Origin of the sequence: Bradyrhizobium sp. STM 3809 (assembly GCF_000239795.1) — a bacterium.
Taxonomy (GTDB): Bacteria; Pseudomonadota; Alphaproteobacteria; order Rhizobiales; family Xanthobacteraceae; genus Bradyrhizobium.
On sequence record NZ_CAFJ01000531.1, the window covers coordinates 17,173 to 34,352 of the forward strand.

General features: G+C 66.1%; 18 protein-coding genes. 13 read left to right on the plus strand and 5 right to left on the minus strand.

Annotated elements, in window-relative coordinates:
- Positions 1–114 precede the first annotated feature (114 nt).
- From BRAS3809_RS24525 to BRAS3809_RS24540, 4 genes are all read right to left on the minus strand, one after another.
- Entirely contained in the window at positions 115–663 is a 549-nt protein-coding gene (locus BRAS3809_RS24525) for a TadE/TadG family type IV pilus assembly protein (RefSeq protein WP_008964725.1), read from the minus strand.
- Between the two features lie 50 nt (positions 664–713).
- Positions 714–1,262: a TadE/TadG family type IV pilus assembly protein gene (locus BRAS3809_RS24530; RefSeq protein ID WP_008964726.1), complete on the minus strand. Its 549-nt coding sequence runs from the start codon at positions 1,260–1,262 to the stop codon at positions 714–716.
- Between the two features lie 283 nt (positions 1,263–1,545).
- Positions 1,546–1,983 carry a pilus assembly protein N-terminal domain-containing protein gene (locus BRAS3809_RS24535; protein ID WP_008964727.1) on the minus strand — a complete coding sequence of 146 codons (438 nt, stop codon included), beginning with the start codon at positions 1,981–1,983 and terminating at the stop codon, positions 1,546–1,548.
- Positions 1,984–2,178: 195 nt separating this feature from the next.
- A complete protein-coding gene (locus BRAS3809_RS24540) occupies positions 2,179–3,006 on the minus strand; it encodes a sterol desaturase family protein (RefSeq protein WP_008964728.1) in 828 nt (275 codons plus the stop codon).
- A 448-nt stretch (positions 3,007–3,454) separates the two neighbouring features.
- Here BRAS3809_RS24540 and BRAS3809_RS24545 point away from each other — a divergent pair, with 448 nt between their 5' ends.
- The 11 genes from BRAS3809_RS24545 to BRAS3809_RS24590 all read left to right on the plus strand — a co-directional run bounded on the left by BRAS3809_RS24545 (position 3,455) and on the right by BRAS3809_RS24590 (position 13,702).
- Entirely contained in the window at positions 3,455–3,619 is a 165-nt protein-coding gene (locus BRAS3809_RS24545; protein ID WP_008964729.1) for a Flp family type IVb pilin, read from the plus strand.
- Positions 3,620–3,702: 83 nt separating this feature from the next.
- Entirely contained in the window at positions 3,703–3,837 is a 135-nt protein-coding gene (locus tag BRAS3809_RS37645) for a hypothetical protein (RefSeq protein ID WP_283805776.1), read from the plus strand.
- A 109-nt stretch (positions 3,838–3,946) separates the two neighbouring features.
- Positions 3,947–4,471, plus strand: a complete 525-nt coding sequence (locus tag BRAS3809_RS24550) for an A24 family peptidase (protein WP_008964730.1) — start codon at positions 3,947–3,949, stop codon at positions 4,469–4,471.
- Positions 4,472–4,597: 126 nt separating this feature from the next.
- The gene (gene cpaB, locus BRAS3809_RS24555) at positions 4,598–5,395 is read left to right on the plus strand and encodes a Flp pilus assembly protein CpaB (RefSeq protein ID WP_035658174.1); all 798 of its coding nucleotides are present in this window, start codon (positions 4,598–4,600) and stop codon (positions 5,393–5,395) included.
- Between the two features lie 17 nt (positions 5,396–5,412).
- Positions 5,413–6,891, plus strand: a complete 1,479-nt coding sequence (locus BRAS3809_RS24560; RefSeq protein ID WP_085963532.1) for a type II and III secretion system protein family protein — start codon at positions 5,413–5,415, stop codon at positions 6,889–6,891.
- A gap of 22 nt (positions 6,892–6,913) precedes the next feature.
- A complete protein-coding gene (locus BRAS3809_RS24565; protein ID WP_008964733.1) occupies positions 6,914–7,654 on the plus strand; it encodes a CpaD family pilus assembly protein in 741 nt (246 codons plus the stop codon).
- Positions 7,651–8,919 carry a CpaE/TadZ family protein gene (locus BRAS3809_RS24570; protein WP_008964734.1) on the plus strand — a complete coding sequence of 423 codons (1,269 nt, stop codon included), beginning with the start codon at positions 7,651–7,653 and terminating at the stop codon, positions 8,917–8,919. The genes BRAS3809_RS24565 and BRAS3809_RS24570 overlap by 4 nt, the downstream gene beginning before the upstream one ends.
- Before the next feature lie 21 nt (positions 8,920–8,940).
- A complete protein-coding gene (locus BRAS3809_RS24575) occupies positions 8,941–10,407 on the plus strand; it encodes a TadA family conjugal transfer-associated ATPase (RefSeq protein WP_083839160.1) in 1,467 nt (488 codons plus the stop codon).
- Between the two features lie 11 nt (positions 10,408–10,418).
- Positions 10,419–11,393, plus strand: a complete 975-nt coding sequence (locus tag BRAS3809_RS24580; protein WP_008964736.1) for a type II secretion system F family protein — start codon at positions 10,419–10,421, stop codon at positions 11,391–11,393.
- A gap of 9 nt (positions 11,394–11,402) precedes the next feature.
- Positions 11,403–12,377: a type II secretion system F family protein gene (locus BRAS3809_RS24585; protein ID WP_008964737.1), complete on the plus strand. Its 975-nt coding sequence runs from the start codon at positions 11,403–11,405 to the stop codon at positions 12,375–12,377.
- An 86-nt stretch (positions 12,378–12,463) separates the two neighbouring features.
- Positions 12,464–13,702, plus strand: coding sequence for a Zn-dependent hydrolase (locus tag BRAS3809_RS24590; protein WP_008964738.1), 1,239 nt, complete (start codon positions 12,464–12,466; stop codon positions 13,700–13,702).
- Positions 13,703–13,708: 6 nt separating this feature from the next.
- On the opposite strand, the gene BRAS3809_RS24595 is transcribed toward BRAS3809_RS24590, so the two are convergent.
- Positions 13,709–14,533, minus strand: a complete 825-nt coding sequence (locus BRAS3809_RS24595; protein WP_008964739.1) for a tetratricopeptide repeat protein — start codon at positions 14,531–14,533, stop codon at positions 13,709–13,711.
- 199 nt (positions 14,534–14,732) lie between these two features.
- On the opposite strand from BRAS3809_RS24595, the gene BRAS3809_RS24600 reads away from it, so the two are divergent.
- Together BRAS3809_RS24600 and BRAS3809_RS24605 are read left to right on the plus strand one after the other, a co-directional pair.
- Positions 14,733–16,115, plus strand: coding sequence for a leucyl aminopeptidase family protein (locus BRAS3809_RS24600; protein ID WP_008964740.1), 1,383 nt, complete (start codon positions 14,733–14,735; stop codon positions 16,113–16,115).
- Entirely contained in the window at positions 16,108–16,953 is an 846-nt protein-coding gene (locus BRAS3809_RS24605; RefSeq protein ID WP_008964741.1) for a C40 family peptidase, read from the plus strand. The genes BRAS3809_RS24600 and BRAS3809_RS24605 overlap by 8 nt, the downstream gene beginning before the upstream one ends.
- Positions 16,954–17,180: the final 227 nt, after the last annotated feature.

The following is a 17,180-nucleotide window of genomic DNA, read 5'->3' on the forward strand; positions in this document are numbered from 1 at the left end:
CGGCCTTTTCGTTGTCTTGAGCCATGGTCTGAGCGCTCGTGGTCTGAACGCTCGTGCGGTTCAGATCATGCATCGTGGTCTCCGGCGCGCATCCGGATCACGTACAACTGGTCATCACGTACAACTGGTCTTGGGACTGTAGAACACGCAGGTCGACTGACGCGGTCGGGTATAGGCCACGTCGCTGAGATTGACGCCCGTCTTGGCCAGAACATAGCCGACCGTCGGAACGTATTGGTAGCTCACCTCGCTGAAGATCAAATAGGTGTTGGCGACCAGCAGGTCGGCCGGGATGCCGACGGCCGTGCCCACTGTCCGCGGTGCGGACCCCTTGCTCCAGACCACGGTCGCCTGCTTCCCCGTGGAATCGACGAGGAGTTCGCTGATCGTCGCGTTCACCGGCGATGTGGAATACGGATACATGATGCCGGTCGAGGCGGCGAAGAAGTTCGATATGTCGGTGTCGCCGACCGAGGTCGACTGCGACGTCAGGTCGGACAGCGTTCGCGCCATCAGCGTCACCTTGCGGTCGACCGCAATTGCCGAGCAGAACTCGACCGTGCCGAAGAACATCACCAGCATCAGCGGCACGATGAAGGCGAATTCGGTCGCGGCGACGCCGCGATGGTCGGCGCGAAATCGACGGAGCAGGCGGAAATCCATCTTGGCCCTCGGTTCTTCTCCATGCCTCATGAGGTGGCTTTCGGTCGTCCTCACGAGTACGGCTCGTTCTTGAATGCGGCCGTTCCCACCAGCAGCCGCTTGCTGCCCGACAGGTTCGCGATGTTATAGCCGAGCCCGGTCACATAGATCGGCCACTGATAGAACACCCTGACGACAACGATGTCTCCGGCCGCCCCCGGGCTGTAGGTCATGTTGTTCACGAAATTTCCGCTGGCGTCGATCTGACTGGAAATCGTCACGTTGGAGAACGACGAGTAGCTCTTCACGTCGACATAGATCTGGTTGCAGTCGAACAGCGCGGCCGGGACCTGGGTGCAGACGTAGCTCGCGAACTGCGACTGCGAGTAGGAGCCCTGCTGCGCCTGTCCGGTCAGGATCATGCGCGCGGAGTCCTGCGTGATCGTCTCGAGCACCTGCCCCGCGAAGAACATCAGGGCCGTTTCGATGATCGCAAACAGCAGCGCAAAGAAGATCGGGGCGACCAGCGCGAATTCGAGCGCGGCCGACGCCCGCCGGTTGCGTCGAAAGCGCCGCAACAACCTGCGGATCGAACCGGTCGCGGAGACGGAGGCTTGCATGGTGGGACCCGGACTTTGGAAAAGTGCATCAACCTGGGTGAAAGAAATAGCGAAAACTTCTTGGGAAAGGGTTTCCTAGAATCCGTACGAGATGGCCGGCCGCAGCAACCATCCGCTAACCATGCGCGCGATCGAATTCGCGCGGCACGGCACCTCAAGACGAGAGCGAGATGAAGTCTGCGGGGAGCGGTGGATTTACGCACGCTCAAGGAAATGGCCCCGGACGGCTGCCGCCGGCCAGGCCCGGGTTATGCGATCGCGCGGAGGGATGGTGCCTTGCGCTTCAGTTCGTCTTCGGGGCGGACGCGGCGTTGCCGCTCGCCTGGCTCGACATCGTGCCGGCCTGATCGAGTACCGATTTGAAGTAGCTGTCACCGTCGCCGAGCGTCACCCTGCGCTGGCAGATCGGCATGCAGCTGTAGGTCTCGCGATCGACGCCGCGATACACCGTGACGAGCCGGTCGGTGGGTCCGGCCACCTGGATCTGACGATCGATCAGCACCTGTCCGCCGCGGTCCATCGCGATGAAATTCGTGGCGCCGTAGCTCTTGCCGGTGACGACGATGATGCCGCCGCTCTGCAAGGTCACGTCGGCGATCATCGGATTTCCAACCACCAGGGTCGCGACCCGATCGGGCAGCTTCACCAGCTTGGCCTGGTCGACGTTCACGGCAATCGCGGGATCAGGATCCGCAGAGGCGGCGGCCGGCCACAGCAGCATGGCCCCGACCGCGGCCCGCAGAACGAAGGTTACACAAGGACGACACGACACACTGAACGACATACTCAACCCCGGGACATCTTCGAGCCGTCTCAAGCGATACGCAGCGGTGACGGCGCCCGACGCGGCAAATCTGCGCTCAATTGGTGAACGATCTCCAAACGTGCGCCAATTCCTTGAAACCCACGGCGCTCATCAGCGGCGGAACGGAAAAGCGAGCTGGCCGGCGAACTCACCCGGCATGGTCGCCTCATCCTTGCCATAGCTCATCGGGAGCTGCCCCTCCGGCATGCGGAAGGTGCCGAACAGGATATCCCAGAGCGGGAAGGTGCCAGCGAAATTGGTGTTGCCGCCCTCTTCCATCGCAGTGTGGTGCCAGCGGTGGAACACCGGGGTGGCCAGGACGTATTTGAACGGCCCCAGCGTCCAGTTGAGATTGGCATGCACGAAAGCGGAGTGGAACGTCGTGAACGGGCCGACCCAGATCATCACGTTCGGCGAGATGCCGGCCATCAGCAGGATCACGTCGACGGCAATCGTGCCGATGATCAGGTTGATCGGATGAAAACGGGCCGCCGAGATCCACTCGAGCTCCTCGGAGGAGTGGTGGACGGCGTGATACTTCCAGAACTCGCCGCCGTGGAACAGCCGGTGGGTCCAGTACAGCATGAAATCGGCCAGCACGATGAACAGGAGCCCCTGAACCCATTCCGGCAGTTGCGCGAGCGGCCCATGGCCGTTCTCGTAAAACGCGATCAGCTCATCGGCCTCGTGAATCTTGAAGATGACGCCGGCTCCCAGCACCAGCAGCCCGATGCGGAGCACGCGGGCGAACACCGGTACGAAGAACCAGTACACCATGTCGGTGATGAGCTCGCGCTTCTGCCACCAGGGCTTGCCGGGATTGCAGGCCCAGAAATAGCTGAGCACCGAGAAGACGACCGCCAGGACCATCGTGATCGGCAGAATCTTCTCGATGGTCTGGCCGAGCATCAGCGCGACTTCCCATGGCAGACCGGACATAATTTGCCTCACTTCTTGAATGTATCCGAGGGGTACTCGCTGGCGCTTAAGGAGCCGTGAACCCGGCGCGCGCCCGGCAGCCGCGCATCTTGCTCATGCAAGCGCCGCCGACCGGCCCGCGCGAGGCCAGACATTTTCGCCGGCCTGACCATGGTCTCATCGGGCGCAGCAGCCTCGCATCGCTTCACGCATATAGAGAGGCGGCGACGCGACGAGCGCTCGACTCCAAGGCACGATGGCAACCGCGTGGCGTTTTGTTTCCAGTTTTTGTCGTGCCGTTCATGCCAAATTTACTCTGCGCAAGAACGCCCGCCGGAAGCGATGTTTCATCGGTCGAATTAACTACGCCGAAATTCCTGCCCCCTAGGGTGCCCATATGGTCACGGTGCTGAGAACGCCGCAACGACCAGAATTTGTTCGACCAGCCACGTGTACATGGAGTTACCCTATGAAGAATCTGCTTGCTCGTTTCGTGAAGGATGAATCCGGCGCGACCGCCATCGAGTACGGCCTGATCGCCGCCGGCATCTCGCTCGCGATCATCGCGGCCGTCAACGGTCTCGGCTCCAGCCTGAGCTCGAAGTTCGGCTCGATCAACTCGTCGCTGAAGTAAGCGGTCGTCACGACCGAGCAAAAGAAGGCCCCGGAGTTCCCGGGGCCTTTATCATTTCAACGTCAGCTTCGCGGTGTTCAGTGATGCGTAACCACGTCGTCTCCGCCGTCGCCGCCCGTCGTCCTTCGCGGCAGATCGATGCAGCCTTGCGCCTGGTCTGCGGCGCCCTGGCTCTGTCCATCATCGCCCTCGCCGCCCGCATCGCCAGCGTCTGGTGAGCGCCGCCCGATCGGCGGAACCTCGGTCCGTTTCCCGATCCTTTAAACTCTTGGCGCTAGAGTCCGCCCGCCGGTGCATGCAGCGCCGTCCCGATGTCGTTGAGAGCCCATGACCCTCGATCTCGCACGCCTGCTGATCTTTCCGGCCTTGATGGCCTTCGCTGCGGCGAGCGACCTGCTCACGATGACGATTTCGAACCGGGTGTCGCTGGCGCTGATCGCCGGATTCCTGGTGCTGGCGCCGCTGAGCGGAATGAGCCTGGCCGACATGCTGATGCATCTGGGTGCCGGCGCGACCCTGCTGGTCATCGCCTTCACCTGCTTCGCATTCGGCTGGATCGGCGGCGGCGACGCCAAGGTGGCTTCGGCCGCCGCGCTCTGGTTCGGCTTCGCTCACCTGATGAACTACCTGCTCTACGCCTCGATCTTCGGCGGCGTGCTCACCCTTGCTCTCATGCAGTTCCGGCAATGGCCTCTGCCCTATGCGCTGGCGGGGCAACCCTGGCTCGCCCGCCTTCACGCCAAGGACAGCGGCGTTCCCTACGGCATCGCGCTCGCTCTCGGCGCGTTGATGGTCTATCCGGAGACCGAATGGGTGAAGGCGATCGACGCGGTGCGCCTCGCGCTGCTGTGACGGCACCGTATCAACGCGGTGTTAGGGTGATTTAGATACGCCTCATTAACCATGCTTTGACGAATAACTGCTCAACTCCCATCACGGCGGCGCAAGCGTCGCGGCGTAATGTGGAAAGTGAAGCGTATGAATACCGCACGCATTGTGGTTCTGACCATCGCAGTGGGCGCTGGCGGCGTGGCCGCATATCTGGCGAGCGGGTCAGACGATCGTCCGGCCCAGGTCGCCGCACCCGCGCCGCAGGTCCCGACGGTCGACGTCCTCGTCGCCAAAACCGACATCGGCCTCGGCCAGTCGATCAAGCCCGAGCACCTGCAATGGCAGAGCTGGCCGGCTTCGACGGCGAGCTCTAGCTTCATCCGGCGCAATGAGCGGCCGGAAGGCTCGAACGAAGTGACCGGCACGATCGCGCGCGCGCCATTCATCGCCGGCGAGCCGATCCGCGAGCAGAAGCTGGTCAAATCCGACGGTTCGGGTTTCATGGCGGCGATCCTGCCCGCCGGCATGCGTGCGGTGTCCACCGAGATCTCGCCGGAGACCGGCGCCGGCGGCTTCATCCTGCCCAATGACCGCGTCGACGTCATCCTGTCCAAGCGCGAGCGCATTCCGGATCAGCCCAACGCCGGCGACGTCGTCAACTCCGAGATCATTCTCGCCAATATCCGCGTGCTCGCAATCGACCAGGCGCCGAAGGAAAAGGACGGCCAGACCACGGTGGTCGGCAAGACCGTGACGCTGGAGCTGAAGCCGGAGCAGGCCGAAACGCTGGCGCGCGCGCGGCAGACAGGGACGCTGTCGCTGGCGCTGCGCAGCATCGCCGACGTCAACATGGCCGATCAGCGCCCGGACGACAATCGCAGGCGCGGAGACAGCGTTGCCGTCGTTCGCTTCGGCATTCCCAGCACGATGACGACGCAGAAGTGATCGAGAGGACGACCAAGATGACTTGCAGCGAAAATCAGCGGAAACTGCGGACCCTGATGGTCCGCGCGCTGTCGCTTTCGGCCGCCGCTGCGCTGACACTCAACCCGGCGCTCGCACCGGCGATTGCCGCGGATTATCGCCCGGCTGCCGCGGCCCCCGCCGCCGACGGCCAGATCAACGCGCGCTTCCTCGCGCTCGGTGTCGGCAAGTCCGTCGTCATCGACCTGCCGCGCGACATCAAGGACGTTCTCGTCGCCGATCCGAAGATCGCGAATGCGGTGGTGCGCTCCTCCCAGCGCGCCTACATCATCGGCGCCGCGGTCGGCCAGACCAACATCGTCTTCTTCGACGCCCAGGGCCAGCAGATCGCGGCCTATGACATCGCGGTCAAGCGCGATCTCAACGGCGCGCGCGCCGCGCTGAAGCAGCTGCTGCCGAATGCCGACATCCAGATCGAAGGACTTGGCGATGGCATCGTGCTGACCGGCTCGGCTTCCAGCCAGATCGAAGCTCAGCAGGCCGGGGAACTGGCCGCGCGCCTCGCCGGCGGCGCCGATAAGGTCGTCAATTCGATCACCGTGCGTGGCCGCGACCAGGTGATGTTGAAGGTGACCGTGGCCGAAGTTCAGCGCTCGGTGGTCAAGCAGCTCGGCATCGATCTCTCCGGTCAGCTCAACTACGGAACAGCGGTCGTCAAGTTCGCCAACTCCAATCCGTTCACGGCCTATGGCAGCAACCTCGTCTCGAACAATGCCGTCAGCGCTGCGTTCGGATCGACCCCGTCGGTGCAGGCGACGCTGCGGGCCATGGAGAACGCGGGCGTGATCCGCACGCTGGCCGAGCCCAACCTGACCGCGATCTCAGGCGAATCCGCGACCTTCATCGCGGGCGGCGAGTTTCCGGTCCCGGCCGGCTATTCGTGCGATCCCACCACCCATGTCTGTACCACGCAGATCAGCTTCAAGAAGTTCGGCATCTCGCTCAATTTCACGCCGGTCGTGCTCAGCGAGGGCCGCATCTCGATGCGGGTGATGACCGAGGTCTCCGAACTGTCGAACGAGAATTCCATCACGCTGTCCCAGGCGGTGAGCTCGTCGACCGTGAACTCGCTCACGGTGCCGTCGATCAAGACGCGGCGGGCCGAGACGACGCTCGAGATTCCCTCCGGCGGCGCGATGGCGATGGCCGGCCTGATCCAGCAGCAGACCAAGATGGCGATCAGCGGCATGCCGGGCCTGATGCAGCTCCCGGTGCTGGGCGCCCTGTTCCGCAGCCGCGACTACGTCAACAATCAGACCGAGCTGATGGTGCTGGTGACGCCCTTCGTCGTGCGGGCCGTGTCGCAGAAGGACCTCTCACGCCCCGATGACGGCTTTGCAGCGGCCTCCGATCCGCAGGCCGATCTGTTGGGCAGCATCAACCGCATCTATGGCGTGCCGGGCCGCACCGAGCCGGGACGCAATTACCGCGGCACCTATGGCTTCATCACGGACTGAGCCGGGACAAGGACCTGCACCGATGACCACCACACCCCGCCCCGCTCGATCCAACCGATGGCCGATGGCCGCCGCCCTTGCCGGCGCGGCCGTCCTGCTCGGCGCCTGTAATTTCCGCGGTGACCCGGCCACCACGGCCAGCATCCCCGACGACTACCGGCTGCGCCATCCGATCGCGGTCCAGGAAGCGCCCGATTCCCTCGTGGTCTTCGTCGGCCAGGGCCGCGGCGGCCTGACCGCGGAGCAGCGCGCCGACGTCATGGGCTTGGCGCAGAGCTGGATCCGCCAGGGCACCGGCGCGATCAGCGCCGACGTCCCGAGCGGCACGCCCAATGCCCGGGCGGCTGCTGACACGATGCGTGAAATCCATTCCCTGTTCGCCGCGGCCGGGGTGCCTCCGCACGGCGTCAACGTCCGCAACTATCAGCCGAAGGACCCGCGCCAGATGGCCGCGATCCGGCTGAGCTATCCGAAGCTTTCCGCGACGGCGGGTCCCTGCGGCCTGTGGCCGGATGACCTCGGGCCATCGATCAAGAACAAGAACTGGTTCGACAACAAGCCGGACTGGAACTTCGGCTGCGCCTACCAGCGCAACATGGCCGCGATGGTCGACAACCCGGCCGATCTCGTGCAGCCGCGATCCGAAACTCCGTCCTACACCACCCGGCGCACCGCGTTGTTCGATAAATATCGCAAGGGAGCGTCAACCGCGATCACGTATCCCGAGGCCGACAAGGCCAAACTCAGCGACACAGGCAAATGATCAGCTACGCCCGACAGACCCCAGAGGAGCAGCCTGACGTCGTGCCGCCGCCGGCCGACGATCATATCGCGCCGGCGCCGCGAGTCTCGGTGCAGGCATTCTGCGAGACGGTGGAAACCGCCGCCACGGTGCAGGCTGCCGGCGAGGACCGGCGGCTCGGCAAGGCGCATCTGAAGATCCAGATGGGCGGCATGGCGGCCGCGATCGAGGCCTATCGCTCGGCACCGACGCCCAACGTGATCATTCTGGAGACCGACGCCCGTACCGACATCCTGGCGGGGCTCGATCAGCTCGCGACAGTCTGCGACCCCGGCACCCGAGTTGTCGTCATTGGCCGCGTCAACGACGTCACGCTCTATCGTGAGCTGGTACGGCGCGGCGTCAGCGACTATGTGCTGTCGCCGGTGACGCCGATCGACGTCGTGCGGTCGATCTGCAACCTGTTCTCGGCGCCGGAGGCCAAGGCCGTCGGCCGTATCATTGCGGTGGTCGGCGCGAAGGGGGGCGTCGGCGCTTCGACGGTCGCCCACAACATCGCCTGGGCCATCGCCCGCGATCTCGCCATGGATTCGGTCGTCGCCGATCTCGACCTGGCGTTCGGCACCGCCGGCCTGGACTACAATCAGGATCCCGCACAGGGCATCGCGGACGCGGTGTTCTCGCCCGATCGCATCGACATCGCCTTCATGGACCGGCTGCTGTCGAAGTGCACCGATCATCTGAGCCTGCTTGCTGCGCCGGCAACGCTGGATCGCGTCTACGATTTCGGTGCCGAGGCGTTCGATGCGGTGTTCGACACCTTGCGGGCGTCGATGCCCTGCATCGTTCTCGATGTTCCGCACCAATGGTCCGGCTGGACCAAGCGCGCGCTGATCAGCGCCGACGATATCCTGATCGTCGCCGCGCCCGATCTCGCCTCGCTGCGCAACACCAAGAACATGTTCGATCTCCTCAAGGCCGCCCGCCCGAACGACCGCATGCCGCTGTACTGCCTGAACCAGGTCGGCGTTCCCAAGCGGCCGGAGATCAACGCGAGCGAATTCGCCAAGGCGATCGAGAGTCCGCCGATCGTCACAATCCCGTTCGAGCCGCAGATCTTCGGGGCGGCGGCGAACAATGGCCAGATGATTGCGGAGATGTCGCCCAATCATCGGACGACCGAGATGTTCCTCCAAATCGCGCAGCGGCTCACCGGCCGCAGCGAGACCAAGAAGCCGAAAGGCTCCTTCCTGTCGCCTCTGCTCGACAAGCTGAAGGCGAAGTAAGCCTGCGTGGAGTTCTAAGTCGTGTTTGGTAAGCGTAGCGGAACGGACAACGATACAAGGGCCCTCAGGCCGGCAGCGCCAGCGCCCGAGCTGGCGCCGGCGGCCCCCCGTGCGGCGTCTCCGGCCGTGTCGTCGCCTCCTCTGGCTCCGACCCGGCAAGCGCCTCCCCCGCCGCCGCCCCCCGTGGTGGAGGCCCGGCGGTCGGACAATTACTACCAGGTCAAGGCGACAATCTTCGGCGCGCTGATCGAGGCGATCGACCTCGCCCAGCTGGCCAAGCTCGATGGCGAGTCGGCGCGCGAGGAAATCCGCGACATCGTCAACGAGATCATCGCGATCAAGAACATCGTGATGTCGATCGCCGAGCAGGAGGAGCTGCTCGACGACATCTGCAACGACGTTCTCGGCTACGGCCCGCTCGAGCCACTGCTGTCGCGCGACGACATCGCCGACATCATGGTCAACGGCGCCGGTACCGTCTTCATCGAAGTCAACGGCAAGATCCAGCGCACCGGCATCCGCTTCCGCGACAATCAGCAGCTGCTCAACATCTGCCAGCGCATCGTCAGCCAGGTCGGCCGCCGCGTCGACGAATCCTCGCCGATCTGCGACGCCCGTCTCGCCGACGGCTCGCGCGTCAACGCCATCGTGCCGCCGCTGGCGATCGACGGCCCCGCGCTCACCATTCGTAAATTCAAGAAGGACAAGCTGACGCTCGATCAGCTGGTCAAGTTCGGCGCGATCTCGCCCGAAGGCGCAGAGATCCTGCAGATCATCGGCCGCGTCCGCTGCAACGTGCTGATCTCCGGCGGTACCGGCTCGGGCAAGACCACGCTGCTGAACTGCCTGACCAACTATATCGAGCACGACGAGCGCGTCATCACCTGCGAGGACGCCGCCGAGCTCCAGCTGCAGCAGCCGCACGTGGTGCGCCTGGAAACCCGGCCGCCCAACATCGAGGGCGAAGGCCAGGTGACGATGCGCGAGCTGGTCAGGAACTGCCTGCGTATGCGCCCCGAGCGCATCATCGTCGGCGAGGTCCGCGGCCCGGAGGCGTTCGATCTCCTCCAGGCCATGAACACCGGTCACGACGGCTCGATGGGCACCTTGCACGCCAACAACCCGCGCGAGGCGCTGTCGCGCTGCGAATCCATGATCACGATGGGCGGCTTCTCGCTGCCGTCGCGCACCATCCGCGAGATGATCTGCGCCTCGATCGACGTCATCGTGCAGGCCGCGCGCCTGCGCGACGGCTCGCGCCGCATCACGCACATCACCGAGGTGATGGGCATGGAAGGCGACACCATCATCACCCAGGACATCTTCCTCTACGACATGATCGGCGAGGACGCGAACGGCAAGATCATCGGCCGCCACCGCTCGACCGGCATCGGCCGTCCCAGGTTCTGGGAGCGCGCGCGCTATTACGGCGAAGAAAAGCGGCTGGCGGCGGCACTCGATGCCGCCGAAGCCGCGGCGAAGGAATAAGGGAGAGCGCGATGAAGTTCCAGGCTCTCGCCCTCGCCTTCCTCGCCGCGACCGCCATCGGCGGTATCGCATGGGTGTTCATCTATCCGATGCTGTCGGGCGAGCGGAAGGCCGAGCAGCGGCGCAGCTCGGTCGCCAAGGCCGAGCCGGTCATCCGCCAGGCGGAGCGCAGCCAGCGCTCGCGCCGCGAGCAGGTCGAGTCGTCGCTGAAGGATCTCGAGGCCAAGGCCCAGAAGCAGAGCAAGGTCCCGCTGAACATCCGGATCTCGCAGGCCGGCCTGGACTGGACGGTGCAGAAATTCTGGATCATCTCCGGCATTCTCGGCTTCGTCGTCTGCGCGGTCGCGTTCTTCTCGGGTGGCGGCCCGCTCGGCGCGCTCGGCCTCGGCTTCGCGGCGGGCTTCGGCCTGCCGCGCTGGATCCTGGGCTACCTCAAGAAACGGCGTGAGAAGAAATTCCTGGCGGCGCTGCCCGATGCGGTCGACGTGATCGTGCGCGGCATCAAGGCCGGCCTGCCGCTGTTCGAATCCATCAAGGTCGTCGCCGCCGACGCACCCGAGCCGCTGCGCAGCGAGTTCCTCGCGATCATCGAGACCCAGGCGATCGGCATGCCGCTCGGCGAGGCCTGCGCCCGGCTCTACGAGCGCATGCCGCTGCCCGAGGCCAACTTCTTCGGCATCGTGGTGGCGATCCAGCAGAAGTCGGGTGGCAACCTCTCCGAGGCGCTCGGCAACCTCTCCAAGGTGCTGCGCGACCGCAAGAAGATGGCCGAGAAGATCCAGGCGATGTCGATGGAGGCCAAGGCCTCCGCCGGCATCATCGGCTCACTGCCGCCGATCGTGATGCTGCTCGTCTACCTGAGCACGCCCGACTACATCTCGCTGCTCTGGACCCATCCGACAGGCCAGCTGATGCTGGTCGGCTGCGTGGTCTGGATGTCGATGGGCATCCTGGTCATGAAGAAGATGATCAATTTCGATTTCTAGGGGTGGGCCATGGTCGACTTTCTGGTCTCCAAGCTGCACGATCCGCACTTCATGACGATGTTCTTCGCCGCGATCGCGGCGAGCGCGACCGTCTACACGCTGATCATGCCGCTGTTCGCGGGCGAGAACCTGAACAAGCGCATGAAGGCGGTCGCCAGCGAGCGCGAGCGCATCAAGCAGCGCGAGCGCGAGCGCCTGAACGCCGGCGAGAAGGTCTCGCTGCGGCAGACGCCGAAGCAGCTGGTCGCCAAGGTGGTGGACGATTTCAACCTCACCAAATGGCTGGCCCAGGAAGCCGCGCGCGAGAAGCTGATCATGGCCGGCTATCGCGGCCAGGCGCCCTACATCACCTTCCTGTTCGCCCGCCTGGTGACGCCGGTGGTGCTGCTCGTCGGCTCCTTGCTCTATGTCTTCGTGATCGCGCATCTCGAAAAGTCCATGCCGGTCAAGATCGGCATCTGCGTCGGCATGGCCTATCTCGGCCTGCAGGCGCCGATGCTGTTCCTCAGCAATGCGATCTCCAAGCGGCAGCTGTCGATCAAGCGCGCCTTCCCCGACGCGCTCGACCTGCTGCTGATCTGCATCGAGTCCGGCATGTCGATCGAGGCCGCCTTCCGCCGCGTCGCGATGGAGATCTCGAGTCAGTCGATCGCGCTGTCGGAGGAGTTCACGCTGACCACCGCGGAGCTTTCCTATCTGCAGGATCGCAAGGTGGCCTATGAGAACCTCGCCCGCCGCACCGGCCTCGAAGGCGTCAAGTCGGTCTGTCTCGCGCTCCAGCAGTCGGAACGCTACGGCACGCCGCTCGGCCAGTCGCTGCGCGTGATGGCGCAGGAAAACCGCGACATGCGCATGAACGAGGCCGAGAAGAAGGCCGCGGCGCTGCCGCCCAAGCTGACGGTGCCGATGATCCTGTTCTTCCTGCCGGTGCTGTTCGTGGTCATTCTCGGACCGACCGGCATCAAGGTCGCCGCCATGCAGTAGCGCTCGGCGACCTCGGCGAAATTATCGCTTGCGGTCGGGGCGCGGCCCTGGAAGCTAGGCGGAGCACGATCAGAGGTCTCCGCCTGATGCCCGACACTCTCCGCCGCGCCGACGGCGCCCGCGTCCTCGCCGATCTGAATGCGTTGCGCGCGTTCGGCACCTACAAGACCGGCGTGCACCGCCCCACCTTTTCCGACGCGCATCGCCAGTCGCTGGACTGGCTCGCCGCGCGCCTGCCCGAGGCGCAGCTGACGGCGGAGATCGACGGCATCGGCAATGTGCTGGGCACCAGCGCCAAGCCCGGGCCGAAGCTGCTGGCCGGCTCGCATCTCGAGAGCCAGAATTACGCCGGCTGGCTGGATGGCCCGCTCGGCGTCGTGTACGCGCTCGAAGCCGCCCGCGTGCTGAATGCTGACCCCTCCATCGCAGGCGCCGTGGAGGTGGCCTCGTGGTGCGACGAGGAGGGCCATTTCGGCGCGTTCCTCGGCAGCCGTTCCTATGTCGGCGACGTCAGCGAGGCCGACATCGATGCGGCGCGCGACCGCAGCAGCCCGCGCACCATGCGCGAGGCGCTCGCCGAGATGGGCCTCGCCGGCCGGGCGCGCATGCACGCCGAACGTGGCCGCCACATCGGCTATCTCGAGGCCCATATCGAGCAGGGCGACACGCTCGAACAAGGCGCGCTCAAGGTCGGCGTCGTGACCTCGATCGTTGGCATCTGGCAATACCGCATCGTTTTCACCGGCGCCCAGAATCATGCCGGCACGACGCGGATGGCGGTGCGCCGGGATGCCGGGCTCGCGCTGGCGAAATTCTGCGTCGCGATCGACGCGCACTTCCCGGCGGCCTGCGGCCCGCGCACGGTGTGGACCACCGGCCGCATCGCGCTCGATCCGGGCGCGCCGAGCATCATCCCCGGCCAGGCCGAGATGCTGTTCCAGATCCGCGACGACGATCCCGCTGTCATCGACCGTCTCGAAGCGCTGCTGCGCGAGCTGGCCCGGCAGGCCACGGCGTCAGGTCCCTGCCCCGTCGTCGTCGAGCGCATCCGCACCGGCGCGCCGGCGATGATGGACGGCCGCTTCCAGGATGCGATCGAGGCCGCCAGCGGCGCGCTCGCCGATGGCAAGTCGCTGCGGATGCCGAGCGGCGCGGGCCACGACGCGCAGGTGCTGGCCACGATCATGCCCGCCGGCATGCTGTTCGTGCCGTCGATCGGCGGCATCAGCCATCACTGGACCGAGAACACGTCCGACGCCGACATCGTCACCGGCGCCGACGTGTTCGTCGACACCTGCCGCCGGCTGCTGGCGAGCGCGTCGTAGCCGCGCTCACTCGTCCGGCTGGTTGAGCGCCGCCATCGGCACGGCGTTGCGTGGCTTGCCTTTGCCTTGCCCCTGGCCCTGATTCTGTCCCTGCAGCATCTGCTTGAGATAGGCGACATTGGCCGCGGCTTCATCCGGCGGCAGGTCGGCGCGCGCGATCTGCTCGGCCTCGGCGAAGCGCCCCTGCAGGCCGACCACGAGCGCCAGGTTCTGGCGCACCCGCGCATCCGCCCGCTGCGAGCTATAGGCCTGGCGCAGCACCTCTTCCGCTTTCGGCAGCTCCCGCGTCAGCATGTAGGACAGTCCAAGATTGGACAGCACCGACGGCTCGCCGGGCACGATCTTGAGCGCGCTCTCGTAGTAGCGCCGCGCCTCGTCGTGGCGGGCCATCTGGTCGAGCACCGTGCCCTGTACCGACAGCAGCTTCCAGTCGGGATTGTCGGGCGAGTGGGCGCGCGACAGCACGTCGAAGGCCAGCTTGAAATTGCCGTTGTCGGCGAGCGCACGGCCGTAAGCCGCGAGCACCGTCTTGTTGCCGGGATTGGCGAGCGTCGCCTGCTCCAGCACTGCGACCGCCTGCTCGCGCTGGCCATTGTTGCGCAGCGCCTGGCCATAGGCGACGGCGGTCGCCGCATCCTTCGGGTTGGCGCGGTAGCGCTCGCCATAGACCTCTGCCGCACGCTGCGGGGTCGCCGGCGGTGGCGGCTCGGCGCGGCTGCCCAGCGAGCCCGTGACGTCGGACACGGTCTGGCAACCGCCGAGGCCGGCGGCGATGAGAGCGGCGAACGCCACGGAAGCGAGAAGCCGGGCGATGGGAGGCTGCTGACGCATGGTCACGGGACTCGGTGGGAGACGAGCGGATTGAACGCGCCTGCAATAAACTGTTAACGCTAACAGCCGGTTAATGGCGTGATGCAGGCGCGCCGGTCACATCTGCGTCCGCCGGAGGGCGAGGCCGCCCGCATGATTGCAGCGGCCGGCAAACTCTGCGAAGTCTGGGTCCAGCGCGTCTCTTCAGGAACCATTAGGCATGCCGTCGATCTTCGAGACCTCCCCCGCAACGTCAGCCATTCCGATCACCTTCGTCACGAAGGCGAGCTGGCCGGGGATCAGGGAGGGCTTGTCGAGCGAGGCGCGCAACTTCGCCGAGGCCAATGTCTACACCGCCAAGCCGGGCGGATGCCTGATCCTGCCCGGTGCCGACGGCCGCATCGCGCAGGTGCTGTTCGGCCTCGAGGATCCCGACGCCCGACACCGCGATCCGTTCCGCCCGGGCACCCTGCCCGGCCTGCTGCCTGCCGGCACCTACCGCTTCGCCAACGCGCCGCACGATGCGCGGCTGGCGGCGCTCGCCTTCGCGCTCGGCAGCTACCGCTTCGGCCGCTACCGCAAGGCCGAGACACCGGACGTCCGCCTCGTCCCGCCCGACGGCGTCGACGCTGCGGAGCTCGACCGTCTCGCCGAGGCTGCGACCTTGGCGCGCGATCTCGTCAACACGCCCTCCAACGACATGGGGCCGGAGGAGCTCGAGGCTGCGGCCAAACAGGTCGCCGACCGCTTCGGCGCGCGCTTCTCCAGCATCGTCGGCGACGATCTGCTGGCGCAGAACTATCCGCTCATCCACGCCGTCGGCCGCGCCTCGACCCGCGCGCCGCGGCTGATCGAGCTCACCTGGGGCAATGCCTCCCATCCCAAGGTGACGCTGGTCGGCAAGGGGGTCTGCTTCGACACCGGCGGGCTCGACCTCAAGCCGTCGAGCAGCATGCTGCTGATGAAGAAGGACATGGGCGGCGCCGCCAATGTGCTGGCGCTGGCGCAGATGGTGATGGATGCGAAGCTGAAGCTGCAGTTGCGCGTGCTGATTCCGGCGGTCGAGAACGCGGTCGCCGGCAACGCCTTCCGGCCGATGGACGTGTTTCCGTCGCGCAAGGGCCTCACCGTCGAGATCGGCAACACCGACGCCGAGGGCCGGCTGATCCTGGCCGACGCGCTGGCGCTCGCCGACGAGGACAAGCCCGATCTGCTCATCGACATGGGCACGCTCACCGGCGCCGCGCGCGTCGCGCTCGGCCCCGAGCTGCCGCCGTTCTACACCAACGACGAGGCGCTGGCCGCCGACGTCGCGCGCTGCGCGGCGTCCGAGAACGATCCGCTGTGGCGGATGCCGCTGTGGGCGCCGTATGATTCCTGGCTCGACTCCAAGGTCGCGACCATCAACAACGCGCCCTCCGGCGGCTTCGCCGGCTCGATCACCTGCGCGCTGTTTCTGCAGCGCTTCGTCGAGCCCGCGACACGCTGGCTGCATCTCGACATCTTCGCCTGGACGCCGTCGGCGAAGCCCGGCCGGCCCGAGGGCGGCGAGTGCCAAGCCGCGCGTGCGCTCTACAAGCTGCTGAGCGAGCGCTATGGCTGATCCGCGCGTCACGCCGGCGCGCGGCGACATCGCGGCGAGGCATCTCGAAGGCCAGGTCTCCGCCGATCGCTTCGTCGATGGCGAGGCGCTCGTCGTGATCGATCCGGTCGCGCCGCTGCGCCAGCAGCCGCACTCCGGCGCCGAGCTGGCGACGCAGGCGCTGAAGGGCGAGCGCGTCACGATCTACGACCGCAATGGCGAGGGCTGGGCGTGGGGCCAGCTCGCGGCCGACGGCTATGTCGGCTGGCTGCCGGAGGCTGCGCTGGCGCCGTTGGCCGCGCCCCCCACGCACCGCATCAGCGCGCTGCGCAGCTTCGCGTTCCCTGGACCGTCGATCAAGCTGCCGCCGGCGGAGACGCTGGTGATGGGTTCGACCATTGCGGTCGCGCGGGAGCAGGCGAGCTTCGTCGTGACGACGGACGGACAGTTCGTGCCGAAGCCGCACGTCGCGCCGCTCGATGCCGTCGTCGACGACTATGTCGCCGTCGCCGAGCGCTTTGTCGGCACGCCCTATCTGTGGGGCGGCAAGAGCAGCCTCGGCATCGACTGCTCAGGCCTGGTCCAGATCTCGCTGCACGCCGCCGGCGTCGCGTGCCCGCGCGACAGCGACATGCAGCTCGCGGCGCTCGGGCGGGCGCTCGATGCCGGCGAGCAGCGCGATCTGCAACGTGGCGATCTCATCTTCTGGAAGGGCCATGTCGCCATCGTGCGCGATGCCGGCACGATCGTCCACGCCAATGCCTTCCACATGGCCACGCAGGTCGAGCCGATCGACGCAGCCATCGCGCGTATCAAGGCCGGCGGCAGCGACATGCTGGCGATCAAGCGGCTCGCTTGAAGACAACGACACATCGCGTCGACAAATCCTGTCCTGACAGCGACTCGCGCTGTCCATAATTGTGCCCTCTCCTCTTGCGGGAGAGGGCATGTAGGACAGCGCTGCAAGCTCGGTTGGGTGAGGGGTTGCATCTACGAGTGCTGAGCGCGGAGAGATACCCCTCACCCGAGCGAGCAAGCTGCACGCTCCTCCATGCCCTCTCCCGCAAGGGGAGAGGGCGCAGTCAT